18 protein-coding genes are annotated in these 16,258 nt (G+C 61.1%); all 18 read right to left on the reverse strand.

The genetic code is table 11. The features are described 5' to 3' along the window. Window positions 1–47: 47 nt before the first annotated feature. The gene (locus BP26_RS0112820; protein WP_029920984.1) at window positions 48–1,550 is read right to left on the reverse strand and encodes an aromatic/alkene/methane monooxygenase hydroxylase/oxygenase subunit alpha; all 1,503 of its coding nucleotides are present in this window, start codon (window positions 1,548–1,550) and stop codon (window positions 48–50) included. Between the two features lie 81 nt (window positions 1,551–1,631). Next, complete coding sequence (gene thmT, locus BP26_RS0112825; RefSeq protein ID WP_029920985.1) at window positions 1,632–1,823, reverse strand: 2-hydroxymuconate tautomerase; 192 nt, start codon at window positions 1,821–1,823, stop codon at window positions 1,632–1,634. Window positions 1,824–1,836: 13 nt separating this feature from the next. Next, entirely contained in the window at window positions 1,837–2,625 is a 789-nt protein-coding gene (dmpH, locus tag BP26_RS0112830) for a 2-oxo-3-hexenedioate decarboxylase (protein ID WP_029920986.1), read from the reverse strand. A 7-nt stretch (window positions 2,626–2,632) separates the two neighbouring features. Next, on the reverse strand, window positions 2,633–3,676 hold the full coding sequence (dmpG, locus tag BP26_RS0112835) for a 4-hydroxy-2-oxovalerate aldolase (protein ID WP_029920987.1): 1,044 nt from the start codon (window positions 3,674–3,676) through the stop codon (window positions 2,633–2,635). An 11-nt stretch (window positions 3,677–3,687) separates the two neighbouring features. After that, window positions 3,688–4,611 carry an acetaldehyde dehydrogenase (acetylating) gene (locus BP26_RS0112840; protein ID WP_029920988.1) on the reverse strand — a complete coding sequence of 308 codons (924 nt, stop codon included), beginning with the start codon at window positions 4,609–4,611 and terminating at the stop codon, window positions 3,688–3,690. A 63-nt stretch (window positions 4,612–4,674) separates the two neighbouring features. Beyond that, window positions 4,675–5,457, reverse strand: a complete 783-nt coding sequence (dmpE, locus tag BP26_RS0112845) for a 2-oxopent-4-enoate hydratase (protein ID WP_029920989.1) — start codon at window positions 5,455–5,457, stop codon at window positions 4,675–4,677. Between the two features lie 8 nt (window positions 5,458–5,465). Then, a complete protein-coding gene (locus BP26_RS0112850; protein WP_029920990.1) occupies window positions 5,466–6,920 on the reverse strand; it encodes a 2-hydroxymuconic semialdehyde dehydrogenase in 1,455 nt (484 codons plus the stop codon). A 37-nt stretch (window positions 6,921–6,957) separates the two neighbouring features. Continuing rightward, the gene (locus tag BP26_RS0112855; protein ID WP_029920991.1) at window positions 6,958–7,392 is read right to left on the reverse strand and encodes a GlcG/HbpS family heme-binding protein; all 435 of its coding nucleotides are present in this window, start codon (window positions 7,390–7,392) and stop codon (window positions 6,958–6,960) included. A gap of 40 nt (window positions 7,393–7,432) precedes the next feature. Next, complete coding sequence (locus BP26_RS0112860; protein WP_029920992.1) at window positions 7,433–8,377, reverse strand: catechol 2,3-dioxygenase; 945 nt, start codon at window positions 8,375–8,377, stop codon at window positions 7,433–7,435. 45 nt (window positions 8,378–8,422) lie between these two features. Next, window positions 8,423–8,776: a 2Fe-2S iron-sulfur cluster-binding protein gene (locus tag BP26_RS0112865; protein WP_029920993.1), complete on the reverse strand. Its 354-nt coding sequence runs from the start codon at window positions 8,774–8,776 to the stop codon at window positions 8,423–8,425. Between the two features lie 26 nt (window positions 8,777–8,802). Further along, the gene (locus BP26_RS0112870; RefSeq protein WP_029920994.1) at window positions 8,803–9,855 is read right to left on the reverse strand and encodes an NADH:ubiquinone reductase (Na(+)-transporting) subunit F; all 1,053 of its coding nucleotides are present in this window, start codon (window positions 9,853–9,855) and stop codon (window positions 8,803–8,805) included. A gap of 53 nt (window positions 9,856–9,908) precedes the next feature. Next, complete coding sequence (locus BP26_RS0112875; protein WP_029920995.1) at window positions 9,909–10,268, reverse strand: phenol hydroxylase subunit P4; 360 nt, start codon at window positions 10,266–10,268, stop codon at window positions 9,909–9,911. A 75-nt stretch (window positions 10,269–10,343) separates the two neighbouring features. After that, window positions 10,344–11,897, reverse strand: coding sequence for an aromatic/alkene/methane monooxygenase hydroxylase/oxygenase subunit alpha (locus BP26_RS0112880; protein WP_029920996.1), 1,554 nt, complete (start codon window positions 11,895–11,897; stop codon window positions 10,344–10,346). A 22-nt stretch (window positions 11,898–11,919) separates the two neighbouring features. Further along, window positions 11,920–12,189, reverse strand: a complete 270-nt coding sequence (locus BP26_RS0112885; protein ID WP_029920997.1) for an MmoB/DmpM family protein — start codon at window positions 12,187–12,189, stop codon at window positions 11,920–11,922. Window positions 12,190–12,197: 8 nt separating this feature from the next. Beyond that, a complete protein-coding gene (locus BP26_RS0112890) occupies window positions 12,198–13,193 on the reverse strand; it encodes an aromatic/alkene monooxygenase hydroxylase subunit beta (protein ID WP_029920998.1) in 996 nt (331 codons plus the stop codon). Window positions 13,194–13,673: 480 nt separating this feature from the next. After that, window positions 13,674–13,913, reverse strand: a complete 240-nt coding sequence (locus BP26_RS29500) for a hypothetical protein (protein WP_157572506.1) — start codon at window positions 13,911–13,913, stop codon at window positions 13,674–13,676. Between the two features lie 129 nt (window positions 13,914–14,042). Next, window positions 14,043–15,494 carry a bifunctional 2-methylcitrate dehydratase/aconitate hydratase gene (locus tag BP26_RS0112895; RefSeq protein WP_029920999.1) on the reverse strand — a complete coding sequence of 484 codons (1,452 nt, stop codon included), beginning with the start codon at window positions 15,492–15,494 and terminating at the stop codon, window positions 14,043–14,045. Window positions 15,495–15,520: 26 nt separating this feature from the next. Continuing rightward, a partial coding sequence (locus BP26_RS0112900) for a citrate/2-methylcitrate synthase (RefSeq protein WP_029921000.1) occupies window positions 15,521–16,258 on the reverse strand: 738 nt, incomplete at its 5' end.

Raw genomic sequence — 16,258 nt, forward strand, 5'->3', positions numbered from 1 at the left:
CCCGGGGTCCGTGCCGTTGAACCCCGGGCTCTTCATATCTTCGGACTTCAGCTGGCCTTCTTCAGATGCTCCGCACGGGCCGCATCAGCCCATGCGTATTTGTGTGCGTCGTCGCCGATTTCGCCCGGCGCGAGGCCCATATACGTCAGCGCACCGCCGAGGTCCATCGGCTGAATCATGCCTGCGAGGAAGCGGTCGACGAGCGACAGGTGACCCTGGTAGCGCGACGGCTCCTGCTCGAATACCCATTTGCAGCCTTCCGAGCAGAAGTGATAGACGCGGCCATTGTGCATATGCGGCACATCGCGGACGCGCCACGCCGGGCCCGGTGTGGCGTTCACCGGCAGCTGGCACATGTTGCAGACCACCGGCAGCGTCTCCGGATAGGTCTGCTCCATGCGACCTTCAACGACGTTCTCGGTGATGACGTCCCAGCACTTGCCCCAGGTCGCATTCCAGCCCGGGTACTTCTCTTCCAACCAGGCACGCTCTTCAGGCGACACGCCGGCGGCAGGATCCCACCAGACGGTCGGACGCCAGAACCACACGCCGAGATGCATGCCGTGGTGCTGCCAGTCGATCTCGTCGAGTAGATGATCCCAATACCAAGGCTTCTCCAAGCCGAGGTCGAGCAGCGAACGCTCGAACTGGGTGACGATCCACTCCTGCATGAACTCCTTGAACGACTGCTTGCGGTGCTCAAGCGGCGTGTAGTAATCCATCATCGGGCCAGTAAGCACCGAGAACAGCTTCCAGCTGCGCCACAGGGCGATGTCAATCAGCTTCTGCGCCTCGGCCTTTCGGCCGTTGGCGACCAGGATCGGGATCAGCGGACCGCCGATCTGGGCATGGCGCGATTCGTCGGTCTGAATGCTCGAGATAAGGCTGGAGAATGTCCAGTCACCGGCTTCGGCTGCGTCAGCCGCTAGGCCGAGGAACTGCATGTTGGTGAAGCCGGTCTCGAACGCAAAAGTCAGCATCAGGCCGATTTCTGTCGCGTTACGGGCAGCGAAGATATCGTCGAACATGTGGCGAGCGGCGATCGCGGCCCACTCGTTGGTGTCCATCGCCTTGTGCGCCCAATCGAACTGGCGATCCTTCGACACGTGCTCGTGCGGGAAGAACAGCTGGATCTGGCCGTGGCGAATCTCGTCCATCATGCCCAGCGTCGCCATGTTGCGCTGGCCCGGGGCCTTGCCAAAGCGGGCCATGCGGGCTTCCGCCTGCGACGCCTGGTATTCCTGGCGAGCGATGGCGCCATAGTGAGCTTTCAGCACGCTCCTCCAACCCGGGTCCGCGTTTTCGTAGATCTTTGCGCGCTCCAATGCGGCCTTGACCGAATAGGCCCCGGCGTCCTTTTCGCGCTGCACCTTGACGTACTCGGGGTAGGTCTGCTTGAACGGTTCGTCGTAGGACTCCCACTTCTCAAGCGGAATGCCCATCGTTCCCGACAATTCGGGCGGAAACAGCTCATCCTCCTGGACATATTTCGGGGTCCAGTTCGTGGTGCGCGCGATGTCGTACCAATCCATTCTTTCCAGCGTTGCCATAAAGTTCTCCTCTATTGATCCCTGATGGCCTGATCGAGCCACGCGGATACTGTGAACCCGGATGCCCGGACTGCCTTTATTTCATCGACCCAGATCTTTGGCCGTCTTGCCGGCGATACCCCAGTTGGTCTTGGGGATGTCCTGAATCACCACGCGCACATTTTCCTTCGGCGCACCAACCGCCTCGTGCAGGGCCTGCGTCACCTTGTCGATGACGGCCCGCTTTACTTCTTCGCTGCGGCCTTCCAGCAGATAGACATGTGCCAATGGCATGTGTGCTCCTTGTTTACTGAAAGCGCAGCGATACGCTGCCCAGATCCTGTATGCGTAGGGTGACGTGGTCGCCCGTCGCCACGGCCGCCGCCTCGGTGATGCCACCCGACAGGATGATGCTGCCCGCCGGGATCTCCTCGCCGCGGGCGCCCAAGTGGTTGGCAAGCATGGCCACAGCCGCCGCCGGATGGCCGAGCACCGCGGCGCCGGCGCCGAACGATACCGGCTCGCCGTTGCGCTCGAGCACCACACCCAGCGTGCGTAAGTCCAGGTCAGCGGCGGGCCTGGCCTGGCCGCCGACCACGAAGCGTGCGGCGGAGGTGTTGTCGGCGATGACGCTCTTCAGGTCGAATTTGAAGTCCCGGTAACGCGAATCGATCACTTCGATGCCGGGCATGATGAAGTCGGTCGCCGCCAGCACCGTGCCGACATGGCAGCCGGGACCGCGCAGCGGTGCCTTGGTAACGAACACGATCTCCGGCTCCACCTTCGGATGGATCAGGCTCTTCACCGCGATTTCGCCCCCTTCCGGCACGCAGAAGGCGTCCATCAGAAAGCCGAACACCGGCGTCGTCACCCCCATCTGCTTCATCTTCGCGTGAGACGTCAGGCCGGCCTTGAAACCGACCAAACGGTTCCCGCGGCGCAGCTTGCTGCGCCGGATTTCGTCCTGGATGGCGTAGGCATCGTCCCAATCCATCGCCGGATATTCATCCGTGATCTTCACCGTGTCCCGCGCCTGCAACTCGCAGGTTTCCAGGTGCTCCGCCAAGCGCATCACGCTGATTTGATCGAGCTTCATGGTCGCCTCAGGCCGCCTTGGCCGCATGCGCCTGCCGGGCACGCGCCAGGGTGATGGCGGTATCCTCGATCATGTCTTCCTGGCCGCCGATCATCTTCCGGCGCCCGAGTTCAAGCAGCAGCTCCCTCGCGGGAATGCCGTATTTCTTCTCGGCGCGTTTGGCGAACAGCAGGAATGACGAGTAGACCCCGGCGTACCCCAGCGTCAGTGAATCACGATCGATCCGTATGATGTGATCCATCATCGGCACCACCAGGTCTTCGGCGACATCCTGGATCTTGAAGACGTCGACGCCGGTCTCGATCCCCATGCGGCTGCACACGGCGACGAAGACCTCCATCGGCGTATTACCGGCGCCAGCCCCAAGACCCGCGGCCGCAGCATCGATGCGGGTGGCGCCGCAAGCGACGGCCGCGATCGAATTGGCGACCCCCATGGCCAGGTTGTGATGGCCATGAAAGCCTACCTCGGTCTCCGGCTTGAGTGCGTCGCGCACCGCCGTAATGCGGCTCTCCACGTGTTCCGGGAGCATGTAGCCGGCGGAGTCGGTGATGTAAACACAGTTGGCGCCGTAGCTCTCCATGAGCTTGGCCTGGCTGGCCAGGCCTTCTGGGCTGTTCATGTGCGCCATCATCAGGAAACCCACCGTGTCCATCTCCAGCTCCCGCGCGCACTTGATGTGCTGCTCGGAGACATCGGCCTCGGTGCAGTGGGTCGCCACACGGATGGTGTGCACGCCCAGCTCCAGCGCCATTTTCAAGTGATCGACCGTGCCAATGCCAGGCAGCAGCAGGGCCGACACTTTCGCCTGCTTCATCAGCGGAATCACCGCGGACAAATATTCCTGGTCGGTGTGGGCCGGGAAGCCGTAGTTCACCGACGACCCACCCAGACCGTCACCATGCGTCACTTCGATCAGGGGCACGCCGGCCTGGTCCAGGCCGCTGGCAACGGCCTTCATCTGCTCCAGCGTCATCTGATGACGTTTCGGATGCATACCATCACGCAACGTCATGTCGTGGACGCGGATTTTTCTTCCTTTCAGATTCATGTCTTCTCTCCTTAAGCGGCGACCTGATCGGGCACCGGTTCCAGCGTCATCGCTCCGCTGAGTATTTCTTCGGCGAACATTTCGGCTGTGCGGGCGGCCGCAGCGGTCATCACATCGAGGTTTCCGGCATACTTCGGCAGGTAGTCACCCAAGCCGCCCACCTCCAGAAATATAGACACGCGGTCGCCTTCGATGACGGGGCCGTTGACCAGGTTGTAGCCGGGCACGTACTTCTGCACTTCCTTGATCATTGCATGCACCGAGGCTTCGATCTCCGCAGCCTTCGGCGGCGTTTCGGTCAGGCAGTGCACCGTGTCGCGCATGATCAGCGGGGGATCGGCGGGATTGAGGATGATGATGGCCTTGCCTTCGCGCGCTCCACCGACCTTGGCCACTGCGCCAGCGGTGGTGCGGGTGAACTCGTCGATGTTCTTGCGCGTGCCAGGACCAGCGCTCCTGGAGGCTACGGTTGCCACGATCTCGGCGTAGCGGACCGGCTGCACCCGCGATACCGCATAGACCATCGGAATGGTCGCCTGGCCGCCGCAGGTCACCATGTTGACGTTCATGCGGCGGCTGCCGACGTGCTGCCTTAGATTCACCGGTGGCACGCAGTAAGGGCCGATGGCCGCCGGCGTCAGATCGATCATCATCACGCCGAGGGCGTTGAGTTTGCGGCTGTTGTCGGCGTGGACGTAGGCGCTGGTCGCGTCGAAGGCGATTTGTACGTTGTCCTCGCGGGCGTAGGGCAGCAGGCCGTCAACCCCTTCCGACGTAGTCTTCAAGCCCATGTCGCGTGCGCGCGCAAGGCCCTCCGACTCCGGGTCGATGCCGACCATCCAGACCGGTTCCAGCACCGGGCTGCGCTTGAGCTTGTACAGCAGATCGGTACCGATGTTGCCTGAGCCGATCAGGGCGCAACGAACTTTCTTCATATTCAATCCTTCATGCATCAATGTATGGGTTTGCCTCCGCGGCGCCATGCAAAGCCTGTCGGCCTATACGAAGCGGACGCAGCAGTCACCGATTCCTCCCACCGTGGCACGCAGGTTGTCGCCTGCACCGACCGGCAACAGGGCCGCTAGCGAGCCGGACAGAACCACCTCTCCCGCACGCAGGCCGATGCCGAGCCGCCCCAGCGTGTTCGCCAGCCAGGCGACTGCACTCACCGGCGAACCCATCGTGGCGGCACCGGCACCGGTGGCGATGACCTCGCCGTTTTTCTCGATCACCATGCCGCAGGTGTTCAGATCGACCTTGCGCGGATCGACCAGCCTGTCACCCAGCACCATGACACCGCAGGAGGCGTTGTCGGCGACGGTGTCCTGAATCTTGACTTTCCAGTCGTGGATGCGGGAGTCGACGATCTCGAAGCAGGCCATCACGCCTTCGGTCGCCGCCAGTACCGCGGCGTTCGTCACCCCGGGCCCCATCAGGTCTTTCTTCAGGATGAAGGCGATCTCCCCTTCAGCCCGCGGCTGGATTAGCGAGGCCATCGGAATGGACTGCCCTTCGCCATAGATCATGTCGTCGAGCACGTAACCGAAATCCGGTTGCCCGACGCCGAGCATGTTCATCACCGCCCGGCTGGTCACGCCGATCTTCTTGCCGACCACCCGGGCGCCTCCAGAGAGGCGGCGAGAAATCATCTGCTGCTGAACCCGGTAGGCGTCGTCGATGGTGATATCGGGGTGGCGGTTGGTCAGCGGTTCGACGGTCCTGCGCGCGGTCAGCGCCTCATGGAGTTCGTCGCCGAGCTGCGTTATGAGCTTTTCGTCCATTGCAGGTCCTAGAGCTTGACGCAGACGTTCTTGAGTTCGGTGTAGAACTCGAGCGAATGCACGCCGCCTTCGCGGCCGATACCGGACTGCTTGGCGCCGCCGAACGGCGTGCGTAGGTCGCGCAGGAACCAGCTGTTGACCCACACCAAGCCCACCTCCAGTTGGGCCGACACACGATGTGCACGCGCCAGGTCGCACGTCCACACCGAGGCGGCGAGACCGTAGCTCGTCGCGTTGGCGCGGCGGACGACCTCATCCTCGCCGTCGAACGGCATGACCAGCACACAGGGTCCGAAGATCTCTTCACGGGCCACGGTCGACTCGTCGCCGAGGCCGGTCCAGATGGTGGGCTGCACCCAGGCGCCCCCGGACAACTCGGTGGGTACGGGCGGAATCGAGCCGCCGGTTACGACCGTCGCCCCTTCCTCCACCGCTTTGCGGTAATAGGACAGCACTTTCTCCCGGTGTTCCCGGGAAATCAGCGGCCCCATATTTGTCGTGGGATCAGCAGGCAGACCCAGCTTCAAAGCTTCGGCTCCGCTCTTCAGCGCCGCGACGAAGCGCTCGAACAGGCTTCTCTCGACATAGACGCGCTCCGTGCCCAGGCATACCTGGCCGCAGTTGGCGAAGCACGAACGCAACGTGCCCTCGATCGCCGCGTCGAAGTCGCAATCCGCGAATACGATACCCGGGTTTTTGCCGCCCATTTCCAGCGACACCGGACGCGCCCCGTCCGCCGCCGCCTTCATGATTGCCGCGCCGGTGCGTGTCTCGCCGGTGAAGGTGATGGCATTGATGCCACGGTGGGTAGTGACGAACTCGCCCGCCGATTCAGGGCCGAAGCCGTGGACGACGTTGTAGACGCCCTTCGGCACTCCGACCGTATTCATCACTTCGCCCAGTAAGGTGGCGGTCTGCGGCGTCTCTTCCGAGGGCTTCACCACCACGGTGTTGCCGCACGCCAGCGCCGGCCCCACCTTCCAGGTCATCAGCAGCAACGGCAGGTTCCACGGGCAGATCACGCCGACCACGCCCACCGGCCGGCGCACTGAATAATTGATCGCCCCGCGCCCGTCGGGGGTGGCCATCTCGAAGAACTCGGTCGGCACGTTCTTCACCACGTCGGCGAAGATCTTGAAATTGGCGGCACCGCGTGGGATGTCGATATGCCGCGCCAGGTTGTTGGGCTTTCCGGTGTCGGCGCACTCCGCTTCCAGGAATTCCTCGAAGCGCCGGTTGATCTCGTTGGCAACGCCGTAAAGCAGATCGACGCGCTCGGCCACCGCCAGCTTTCCCCAGGGCCCGCCGAGAGCCGCGCGAGCCGCCGCCACCGCCGCGTCGACCTCGGCCTTGCCGGCCTCATGCACGGCGGCAATGACGTTGTTGTCTAGCGGCGAGCGCTTCTCGAACGTCCTGCCGGTCGGGACGAACGCGCCATCAATAAAGTTGAGAATGTTCTTCATCTGCTTTTCTTGTTGAGGTTCTGAATTCTTTGCCGCTCTATTCCACGGCGCCGATCGCATCGAGTCCGGCCCGGGCGATCATGGCGTCCTGTTCTTCGCTAGCGCCGGACACGCCAATTCCACCGATAACATCGTCACGCAAGCGGATCGGCAGGCCACCGCCGAACGCCACGAAGCGCGGACGCCGCACCAGACCGTCCCGCACCGCGTCCGAATGCCCGCGCAGGACCTCGCTCCAGCACGACGTGGCCATCCCGAAGCTTGCCGCGGTATAGGCCTTGTCGATGGCGATCTCCACCGAGTGCAGCGGCGCACCCGCCATCCGCACGAATCCAGCAAGCACTCCGCCGCGATCCACCACGGCGATGTTGACCAGCAGGCCAGCATCGTCGGCGGCGCGCGCCGCCGCGCCGAGAGCGGCGTGCGCGCCGCTCCAGTTGACGATGCGCTGTTGCGTGCTGATCTTGTCCATAGGCGTTCCAGGCGATGTTCGCAAGGCAGGCAGTGCGCGCTCAGGTGTAGACCGTTGTGAACGATTCGGTCGCTTCCCCGTGATGGTAGAAAATGCCGCGGCCGATGCTGTCCTCGGTCCAGGTAGTTACCGGGCGATCCGGCTGCGCCAGGTATCCGAGGCCGGCGAAGGTCTCATTGCGGTTTCCGCTCGGGTCGAAGAAGTAGATGGTCTCCCCGCGCGTAATGCCATGACGCGTCGGCGCCACGTCGATCTTGACCCGGTTCTTGGCCATGACGTCACCGGCTTTGAGGATATCCGCCCAGCTGTCGAGGAAGAACGAGACATGGTGCAGGCCCATCGTCGGAGCGCCGACGAAGGCGATATCGTGAGGCTTGGTGGTGCAGAACAGGAAAGCGGCGATCTGGATCGATCCACCCGGTCCGACTACCGCCTGCTCGGACAGATGAAAGCCCAGCACTTCCTTCATGAATTTGCAGTTGTCGGCCACGGTGTTGATGCCCTTCTCCGGATCGAGCGGACACATCAGCAGACAGTGATCCAGCCAATGGGCGCCGGCACCCTTGAGGCCATCCGGCCACGGATCGGGATTGGTCGATCCCACATCGGTGCCGACAACTTCCTTCTGCTGGAACAAACGCATCTCGTGGCCGCTCGGCAGATTGAACTTCAGCATGCGTCCGACGAACGGAAGAGTTGCGACGGGCAGCATTTCCGTCTTGCTGCCGTAGGTCTCGATGCGCTGCTGGAGGACGTCGAGGTCGGCATCGTGCTCCACCTTGTAGGCGACGTGGTTCAGGCCGGCGCGGTCGGACGGGCTGAGGATCAGCGAATACTTATCCCATTCGTCCCAGCACTTGAGATAGACGTTTCCATTCGGATCGGTGTGGACCACCTTCATGCCTATGACGTTCTCGTAATGCTTGACCGCAACCGCCATGTCCATCACCTTGATGCTGGCGTGACCAATTCTCATGACACCCATTGCAAACTCCTCCTTCCCACTAGTTGGTTATGCCGGGGAAACCGGTCAGCCCGCGGCAGGGCCGGAACCTACGATCAAATTAACGAAGCCCCGCTGCATCTTGCCGATGACTTCCACCTCAACGTCGGTCTGCGGAGCGGCACGGCAGGCCAGGGTGACGCCGCGCGCCTCTTCCTCCGCAGTCACATGCTGCCGGCTGACTGCACCGACTTTCAGGCAGCGGCCACGCATCACCTTGACCTTGCAGACGCCGCAGCCGCCATTGACGCAGCCCACCGGGATTCCGCGGCGACCGAGCTTCAGCATTCCCTGCAGCAACGTCTCCCCGGCCGCGCAGACATAGGTCTCTCCCGTCTGGCGCAGCGTCACGCTGCACGGGGACACGGTCCGGGCGGACATCGATCGGGGCACGTGCGCGCTCGGGCTCATACGTTCTTGAACAGCGGGCTGCGAGCCTGCTGCGCATCGGCGGACGAGATGAACTTTTCGGTGTAGATGTCCCGCTCAAACAGGCGCCCCTGCATCAGCGTGGTGATGCAGGCGTCAATCATCAGCGGCGGGCCGCACAGATAGGCCTTGTGGCCGCGGAAGTCGCCGTTGAAGTGGGCCTGGGCCGCCTGGTGGACGAAGCCCCTGAAGCCGCTCCAGCCGCTGTCCTGCGGCTCATGGGACAGTGCGGGAACATAGGTGAAGGTGGGGTTCTGCTGCGCCAGCGCCAGAAACTCCTCGTGATAATAGAGCTCGTCTTTTGTGCGCTGCCCATACACCAGGGTGATGGGCTGCGCGCACCGCTCTTTGAGCAACTCGTGGATCATCGAACGTGGGCTGGACAAGCCGGAGCCGCCCGCCATGAAGATAGTCGGGAGCTGGGCTGACTTGCGTACGAAGAAGCGCCCGTAGGGGCCGGATAGCCGGACCGTGTCGCCCACCTGGAGTCTGTTGTGAACATAGCCGGTACCTGCTCCGCCCGGCACGATGCGCACGTTCAGTTCAATGGAGCTGCCGCCCGGTGCATTGGCCAGAGAAAATGGTCGTGCGAAGTGCTCTCCGGGAATTGCCAGGTTGACGTATTGCCCCGCCTGGAAATGCAGTGGCTGTTCCAGCTCGATGAACACGCCCTTGATGGTCGGCGTCAGCGTTTCCAGCCGGCTGACCTTACCGACGAAATCCAGCACCGGAATCGACTGCGCGTCCGGATCGGCTTCCACCTCCGCCGAAATCACGACGTCGCTCTGCAGGGTGGCGCAGCAAGCCAGCGTCTTGCCCTCGTCACGCTCGAAATCCATCAGGGCGAATGACGATGCATCACCGTGATCGACCTCGCCTTCGAGGACGTCGATCTTGCAGGTGGCGCAGAGACCATGACAGCAGGCATGCGGCAGGTAAATGCCCTTGCGCAACGCCGCGTCGAGAATGGTCTGACCGTCATCGACTTCGACAGTCTCGCCTAACGGTTCAATGGTGAGTCGGTAAGCCATGCTATTTTCAAAGATTCATGTAGTGTCACAGCCTCTCGGAGCTGGCGCCCCATTTAGCTGCAGGTGCCATTGATGCCGTTCAGTCCCGGCGTGCGAAAGCGGATGACATCCTTGTGCCCAAGGCCGTTTTCGGCGATCGACTTGTCGTAGTCGGGATGCCAGGACGTACCGGACTTGAACCACTCGACTGTCGACCAGTCGACCCTGGCGAAATCCGGGTGGGCGCCGTAGCAGCCGGGCAGCACTTGCTCCAGGATTGCCTTGAACGGCATCGCCCCGGGAAAGGGAAATGCCAAAGGCGCGCAGTACATCAGGTGATCCTCCCAGCCGATGTACAGCAGCTGCTTCCCGCGAAAGTTTTCGACCTTGTCCTTGGGCTCGAAGACATAGGTACTGATGGCAACGGTGGCCATTGTTGATTCGTCCTCTCAATCAGTAAAAGCGCAGAGCAAATATTTTCAATATGGAAATCGCCAGATCGGTCGCCGTCACGCGCCGCCGGCGTCATCGCCGTGCCATCGCGCAAAGTTCTTCTGGTCCTCCGAGCCTTCGAAATCGAAGTTGTCCCGTCCGAAGTTCGTGTGGTAATAGTCCAGCACCGCGCGGAGGGGATCGAATCCCGGCACGGTGGGGTCTACGCCCGGATTGAAGCAATTGCCCTGGTAGATCTGGTGCACCGGCAGCCACGACTGGACGTACTTCTCCGGCTCATAGTCGAAGATGTCCTTGCAGTGATCGGAACAGAAGTGATACTTGTCGCCCTTGTAGTCCGATTCGCGGTAGCAGATCTTGGTCGGGTCCGTCGGCTCGGTGAAAAACATCGGGATCTGACAGGTCGTGCACAGCATCGGCAAGGTGCCGTTATAGAAGCGTTTACCCTCCTTGGCCTGCTGCTCCCAATGCTCGAACCTCGGACGGTATAACTTGTCGAACGTATCCGGATACTTCGCTGACAACCAGTCCTTTTCACCATCGGTCGGCGTCCAGGTATGGAACAGCGCCGCAGCTCCATAGTTGTAGAACGTCGACCACGCCTGATGGCTGAGGTGATCCTTCTCGATCGACGCCTGCTCCCAGCCCTTGGGCTTGCGGATGCCGTAGCGCGCGAGATCGTTGAACAAGGCGCCGCCGTTCTGCTCGCCGTAGATCTCCCAGGCTTCCTTCCAACTCATCACCTTCTTCGGAAGCATGTAGTCCATCATCATCGACACCAGCGTGAGGACCTTGTAGCCACGCCAGAACCACTTGTCCAACCAACGCTGCACGATCGGTACGTTGCCCGGATCCTGCTCAAGAATGAACTTGATGATTTCCAGCCCAAGCGTCATGTGGCGAGATTCGTCGGATTGTGCCGAGAAGCCGAACGTGACGGTGGCCATGTCGCCGTTGTAGGCCGCACCCGACATGAATGGGACAAACAGCAGGTTGGTCAGAACGTACTCGAAGGCAAAGCTGATCGCCACCACGAACTCGAATGGCCCGGCGGACATCGCGTCGTCGAAGAACGACTTGGGCACCGACAGGTACCACACGCGGTCGTGCCAATGACGCCACGAATGCATGCCGTTGTAGTACTTGTTGTAGTTGGACACCGTGTGCATCTGCGTCTGCGCGTGCCGCAGTTCGTCAACCGACTGCATCTGGCAGGCAATGCGGGCACTGACACCGTCGAACTGGCGACCGACATGCGCGAAGCCTCGGTGAGCCATGTACTCGAGCGGGCTTACCCCCTGGATGAACAGCTTCAGGGTATTGATGTAGCGCGCGTCGGACACGCCGAGGTGGCCGTTGTTTTGGGCGAAGGCGTCAATGATCGCGTAGAGCTTCTTTTCCTTCTCGCCCTGGTATTTCCAGTACGCGTCCATGGTCAGGCGGAACGGGTCTTCCCACTTGTCCCAGTCATGGATCTTGATCCCCTCGTAGCGGGTGTAGGGGAACACCTTCTCCATCGGCTGGTAGGTGGTCTCCCAGCCCAGGCCGCGAGTCAGGTGGTTGTAGCGCTCCTTGAGCCCCAGCTTCTTCTTGCTTGCTTCCATATCCATAATCTATGTCTCCTCCGCCCGTCTACCGTTTCCAGCTCAGCGTCAATTGGTCGTCGTCCTCATCCAGATGGCCCGTGAGCGTGATGAGGTTCAGCTGAATCTCCTGCAGATCGAACGAGCGGCCAATGCGCGATTCGATCGACTCGCGGCGGATCACCAGCCGGTCCTTGCAATCGATCTTCACCATCGCCGGAGACGTGGTGCTGACGGCATCCGGGTTGTCCTCGAGGATTGCCTCGATCACCGGCCGGCTGTCTTCGTTGGCCTGAAACGCAATGAATACCTTGGACATGTCTTCCCCTAGACGCTCAAGCCGAGCTTGGCGGCGCGGCTGTTGAATTGTCCGAGGACCTCGTCGCTCGCCACCTGCGCCTGTTCACCCAGGGCCCCCGTAACGACCGGAACGAGCGACGACACGGCGCGCTCCCTCCAGGTACGGGTCCATTCCGACAGCAGGTCGCGATTTGCGGTCGACTCCGCCGCAGCAGTCTTGATTTGCGCATCAACCCACTTGGCGGTTTCCTCGTACCACTCCGTCATGAAGGCAGTCAGCATGGCTACGGCACTGCCATTGCGCATGGCAAGGTGATCATCGACGATCCGGTCATAGACCAGCGGGTACAACAGCCCATCGAGGACGAAGTTCTGCACGGTAAACAGCATGAACCAATCCTTCAGGACGAAGCTGTCCTCGATGTAACTACGCAGGCCCTGCCACTCCGGCAGTTTGAGCCAAGCCTGCTTCGCGATGTCCAGGGACTCCGGGCCCGCCAGCAGCAGGCCCAGGCGCGTGAGGTACTGCGCGATGCCGAGCTGATCCATGGCGTGAAAGCTGGACGGCGCGGTGATGGCCGTGCCGTAGCCATAGGCACAGATCGAGAAGTTGTTCATGTTCGCGCCCCACGCGACGTGCCGCAGCGGCAGCAGCAGGTGCAAGGCCGTGCTCTTCAGATCCTCAGGCAGGCTTGCGGCGAGGCCGCGCGATTCGACGAAGTCGAAGTTCGACTCCATCGCGTCCTGCTGACGCGCGCGGGTCATGGTCCAGTTGGCGTAATAGAACTGCCGAGGGTCCTTGAAGGCGTACCAGTCCTTCATTCCGATCGCAGTCCGCGCGGGATCGAACAATTCGTGCGCAGGGTCCCAGGTGGGCCGGTAATGAAAGTTGGCGTCGGGTTGCAGCCCCAGGGTAGCCTCCTGGTAGCGCGACGCCGGCTTATCACTACCGATCCGATCCGCGACATTGGCAAAAGTTTGCCGCAGCGGATCTATCTTGACGGTTTTCAAATCAATATGCATTGAAACTTCCGAATCGAATTGGATTTATTTTGTTTATGAGCAAGATGTGTGACGCCTTTTAATTGGCGACCACAAAATAAATAATGTGTTCGATCGTACTCCTCCTGTTTTGAGTACACCTGTTTTGTGGCGATGGCAGGGAGATCAATGTCTCGGCGTTACCATTGCTCGCCTCTTCATTCCCCTATCGCCATATTCGTGCCAGCCTTTCAAGAAAAAATGTTATTTTTTTATTTCTTATTAATCAATATGTTATGAAATCACGTCCAAGCAACATGGCAGTATTGCCAGATCAATCTTTGAGACGTTTCCGCATATTTCTGATTAAAGATTTACTAACTCAGGGCAACGCCGAGTCCTCGTCACGACGTACAAACCTCTTCGTGATGCCTGGTCACATATGATCAATTATTAATGGCTAAAACGGACTATTTAGATCTTTATAATTTTTTTAATAAAGTACAAATTTATATATTTTAATTAAATGCCGCTTATTGCACGTTTTTTCATGGATTTTAACCGTGCGTTGACCACATGTCCCCGCGCGCGCCGATACAACAGCAGTTCAGTGAGGAGAAAATGCAAGGCGGCATCTACCAGATCCTGCGCGTCGTTGTGCCGCAGGTTTACGGCCAGCGCCATATCACCACTTGCTTGCTCCTGGCGTTGACCGCAGCGTTCCGGTGTCGCGCTTCGCCACTCCGCGCCCATGCCGGCCACGAAAAGCCGGCTCCAGTCCGGCACTCGTACGTACGAGCACTGCAACACCAGTCGCGGCGAAATGATCGATTGTCACTCGAGGCAGCACGTCCACGGACGGCGGCCCTGGACGTGCTGCCTACATCGCTCTCAGATCACGAAGAGATCGACGAACTCGTGCACCGGGCAGGCTTCGAGCTTGGCCTGGACCAGGGCAACCTCCAGGATGGCTTTTTGCTGTTTCGCGGGAAAGCGTCGGGCCAGATTGGTCCTGAACTTCGACTCAAGCAGTGGAATGCCCTCCTTGCGGCGCAGCTTGTGGCCGATCGGATAGTCCACCGCGACTTCTTTCAACCGGGCGCCATCCTTGAACTGCACCGTCAAGGCGTTGGCGATCGAACGCTTCTTCGGGTCGTGATAGTCGGCGGTTAGCTGTTCGTCCTCCTCGCAGACAATCCGCTTGCGCAGCGCGTCAATACGTGGATCGGCGGCCACGCCGTCCTCGTAATCGGCGGCGGTGAGGCGCCCGAAGATCAGGGGCACCGCCACCATGTACTGGATGCAGTGATCGCGGTCTGCGGGGTTGTTCAGTGGCCCCTGCTTGTCGATGATGCGGATGCAGGCCTCGTGGGTACGAATCGTGATGCGCTCGATGTCTTCGACCTTCTTGCCTGCCTTCATGATCTGCTCATGCAGCGTCATGGCCGCCTCCACCGCGGTCTGCGAGTGGAACTCCGCGGGGTAGCTGATCTTGAACAGTACGTTCTCCATGACGTAACTGCCGTAGGGGCGCTGGAACTTGAACGCATTGCCCTTGAAGGACACGTCATAGAAACCCCAGGTCTTGGCGGTGAGGACGGATGGATAACCCATCTCTCCGGTTCTGGCCATCAGGGCCAGGCGCACGGCGCGGCTGGTCGCGTCGCCGGCGGCCCAGGATTTTCGTGAGCCGGTATTGGGAGCATGGCGATAGGCGCGCAGGCTCTGCCCGTCCACCCAGGCCAGCGACACCGCGTTGATGATCTCCTCGCGACTGAGGCCGAGCAGTTCCGCAACCACTGCGGTTGAGGCCACCTTGACCAGCAGCACATGGTCGAGGCCGACCTTGTTGAAGGAATTCTCGAGGGCGATGCAGCCCTGGATCTCATGGGCCTTGATCATCCCGGTCAGCACCGTCTTCATGGTCAGCGGCTTCTTGCCGGCGGCCACCGCATTGCGCGAGATCCAGTCCGCCACGGCCAGGATGCCGCCGAGATTATCGGAGGGGTGCCCCCATTCGGCCGCGAGCCAGGTATCGTTGAAGTCCAGCCAGCGGATCATGCAGCCGATGTTGAATGCCGCCTGGACCGGATCGAGTTGGAACTGCGTGCCCGGCACTTTGGCACCGTTCGGGACCACTGTGCCGGGAATGATCGGCCCGAGCAGTTTGGTGCACGCCGGGTATTCGAGGGCTTCCAGGCCGCAGCCCAGGGTGTCGATCAGGCAGTTGCGGGCGGTTTCGTACGCCAGCTTGCTCTCGATCTTGTAGTTCAGAACGTAGTCTGCGATATCGACCAGAACCTGGTCGGGTTTGGGGCGAATGTTGTTGATCAGGGAGGTCATTGTGCTGTGATGTCGAACCATTGGGGTTACCTGCGCTTTTCGATCGGCACGAACTCCAGGTCTTCCGGTCCGACGTAGTTGGCGGACGGGCGGATGATCTTGCCGTCGATGCGCTGCTCGATGATGTGCGCCGACCAGCCCGAGGTGCGGGCGATGACGAACAGCGGCGTGAACATCGCCGTCGGCACCCCCATCATGTGGTAGCTCACCGCGCTGAACCAGTCCAGGTTGGGGAACATCTTCTTCTCGCGCCACATCACCGATTCAAGCCGCTCGGCGATGTCGAACATCTTGGTGTTGTCCTGCTCTTTGGAAAGGCTGCGCGCCACTTCCTTGATCACCTTGTTGCGCGGATCGCTGACCGTGTAAACGGGGTGCCCAAAACCGATGACGACTTCCTTGTTGGCGACGCGCTTGACGATGTCGGCTTCGGCTTCGTCGGGGCTGTCGTAGCGCTTCTGGATTTCGAAGGCGACTTCGTTGGCGCCGCCATGCTTGGGCCCGCGCAGCGCGCCAATGCCGCCGGTGATGGCGGAGTGGATGTCGGAGCCGGTGCCGGCGATGACGCGGCAGGTGAAGGTGCTGGCGTTGAACTCGTGCTCGGCGTAGAGGATCAGGCTGGTGTGCATGGCCTTGACCCAGGATTCCGGCGGCGTGACGCCGTGCAGCAGGTGCAGGAAGTGGCCGCCGATGCTGTCGTCGTTGGTTTCGACGTCGATGATGTTGCCGTTGACGGCGTAGTGGTACCAGTACAGCAGCATCGA

Origin of the sequence: Nevskia soli DSM 19509, assembly GCF_000711955.1 — a bacterium.
Classification (GTDB): Bacteria; Pseudomonadota; Gammaproteobacteria; order Nevskiales; family Nevskiaceae; genus Nevskia; species Nevskia soli.

Excerpts from the sequence above, each read along its gene's own strand:
- dmpG (WP_029920987.1), bottom strand. The coding sequence starts at position 3,676 with ATGAATCTGAAAGGAAGAAAAATCCGCGTCCACGACATGACGTTGCGT.
- BP26_RS0112855 (WP_029920991.1), bottom strand. The coding sequence starts at position 7,392 with ATGGACAAGATCAGCACGCAACAGCGCATCGTCAACTGGAGCGGCGCG.
- thmT (WP_029920985.1), bottom strand. The coding sequence starts at position 1,823 with ATGCCATTGGCACATGTCTATCTGCTGGAAGGCCGCAGCGAAGAAGTA.
- BP26_RS0112895 (WP_029920999.1), bottom strand. The coding sequence starts at position 15,494 with ATGACCTCCCTGATCAACAACATTCGCCCCAAACCCGACCAGGTTCTG.
- BP26_RS0112875 (WP_029920995.1), bottom strand. The coding sequence starts at position 10,268 with ATGGCCACCGTTGCCATCAGTACCTATGTCTTCGAGCCCAAGGACAAG.
- BP26_RS0112885 (WP_029920997.1), bottom strand. The coding sequence starts at position 12,189 with ATGTCCAAGGTATTCATTGCGTTTCAGGCCAACGAAGACAGCCGGCCG.
- BP26_RS0112880 (WP_029920996.1), bottom strand. The coding sequence starts at position 11,897 with ATGGATATGGAAGCAAGCAAGAAGAAGCTGGGGCTCAAGGAGCGCTAC.
- BP26_RS0112870 (WP_029920994.1), bottom strand. The coding sequence starts at position 9,855 with ATGGCTTACCGACTCACCATTGAACCGTTAGGCGAGACTGTCGAAGTC.
- dmpH (WP_029920986.1), bottom strand. The coding sequence starts at position 2,625 with ATGAAGCTCGATCAAATCAGCGTGATGCGCTTGGCGGAGCACCTGGAA.
- BP26_RS0112865 (WP_029920993.1), bottom strand. The coding sequence starts at position 8,776 with ATGTCCGCCCGGACCGTGTCCCCGTGCAGCGTGACGCTGCGCCAGACG.
- BP26_RS0112850 (WP_029920990.1), bottom strand. The coding sequence starts at position 6,920 with ATGAAGAACATTCTCAACTTTATTGATGGCGCGTTCGTCCCGACCGGC.
- BP26_RS0112820 (WP_029920984.1), bottom strand. The coding sequence starts at position 1,550 with ATGGCAACGCTGGAAAGAATGGATTGGTACGACATCGCGCGCACCACG.
- dmpE (WP_029920989.1), bottom strand. The coding sequence starts at position 5,457 with ATGGACGAAAAGCTCATAACGCAGCTCGGCGACGAACTCCATGAGGCG.
- BP26_RS0112890 (WP_029920998.1), bottom strand. The coding sequence starts at position 13,193 with ATGCATATTGATTTGAAAACCGTCAAGATAGATCCGCTGCGGCAAACT.
- BP26_RS0112840 (WP_029920988.1), bottom strand. The coding sequence starts at position 4,611 with ATGAAGAAAGTTCGTTGCGCCCTGATCGGCTCAGGCAACATCGGTACC.
- BP26_RS0112860 (WP_029920992.1), bottom strand. The coding sequence starts at position 8,377 with ATGGGTGTCATGAGAATTGGTCACGCCAGCATCAAGGTGATGGACATG.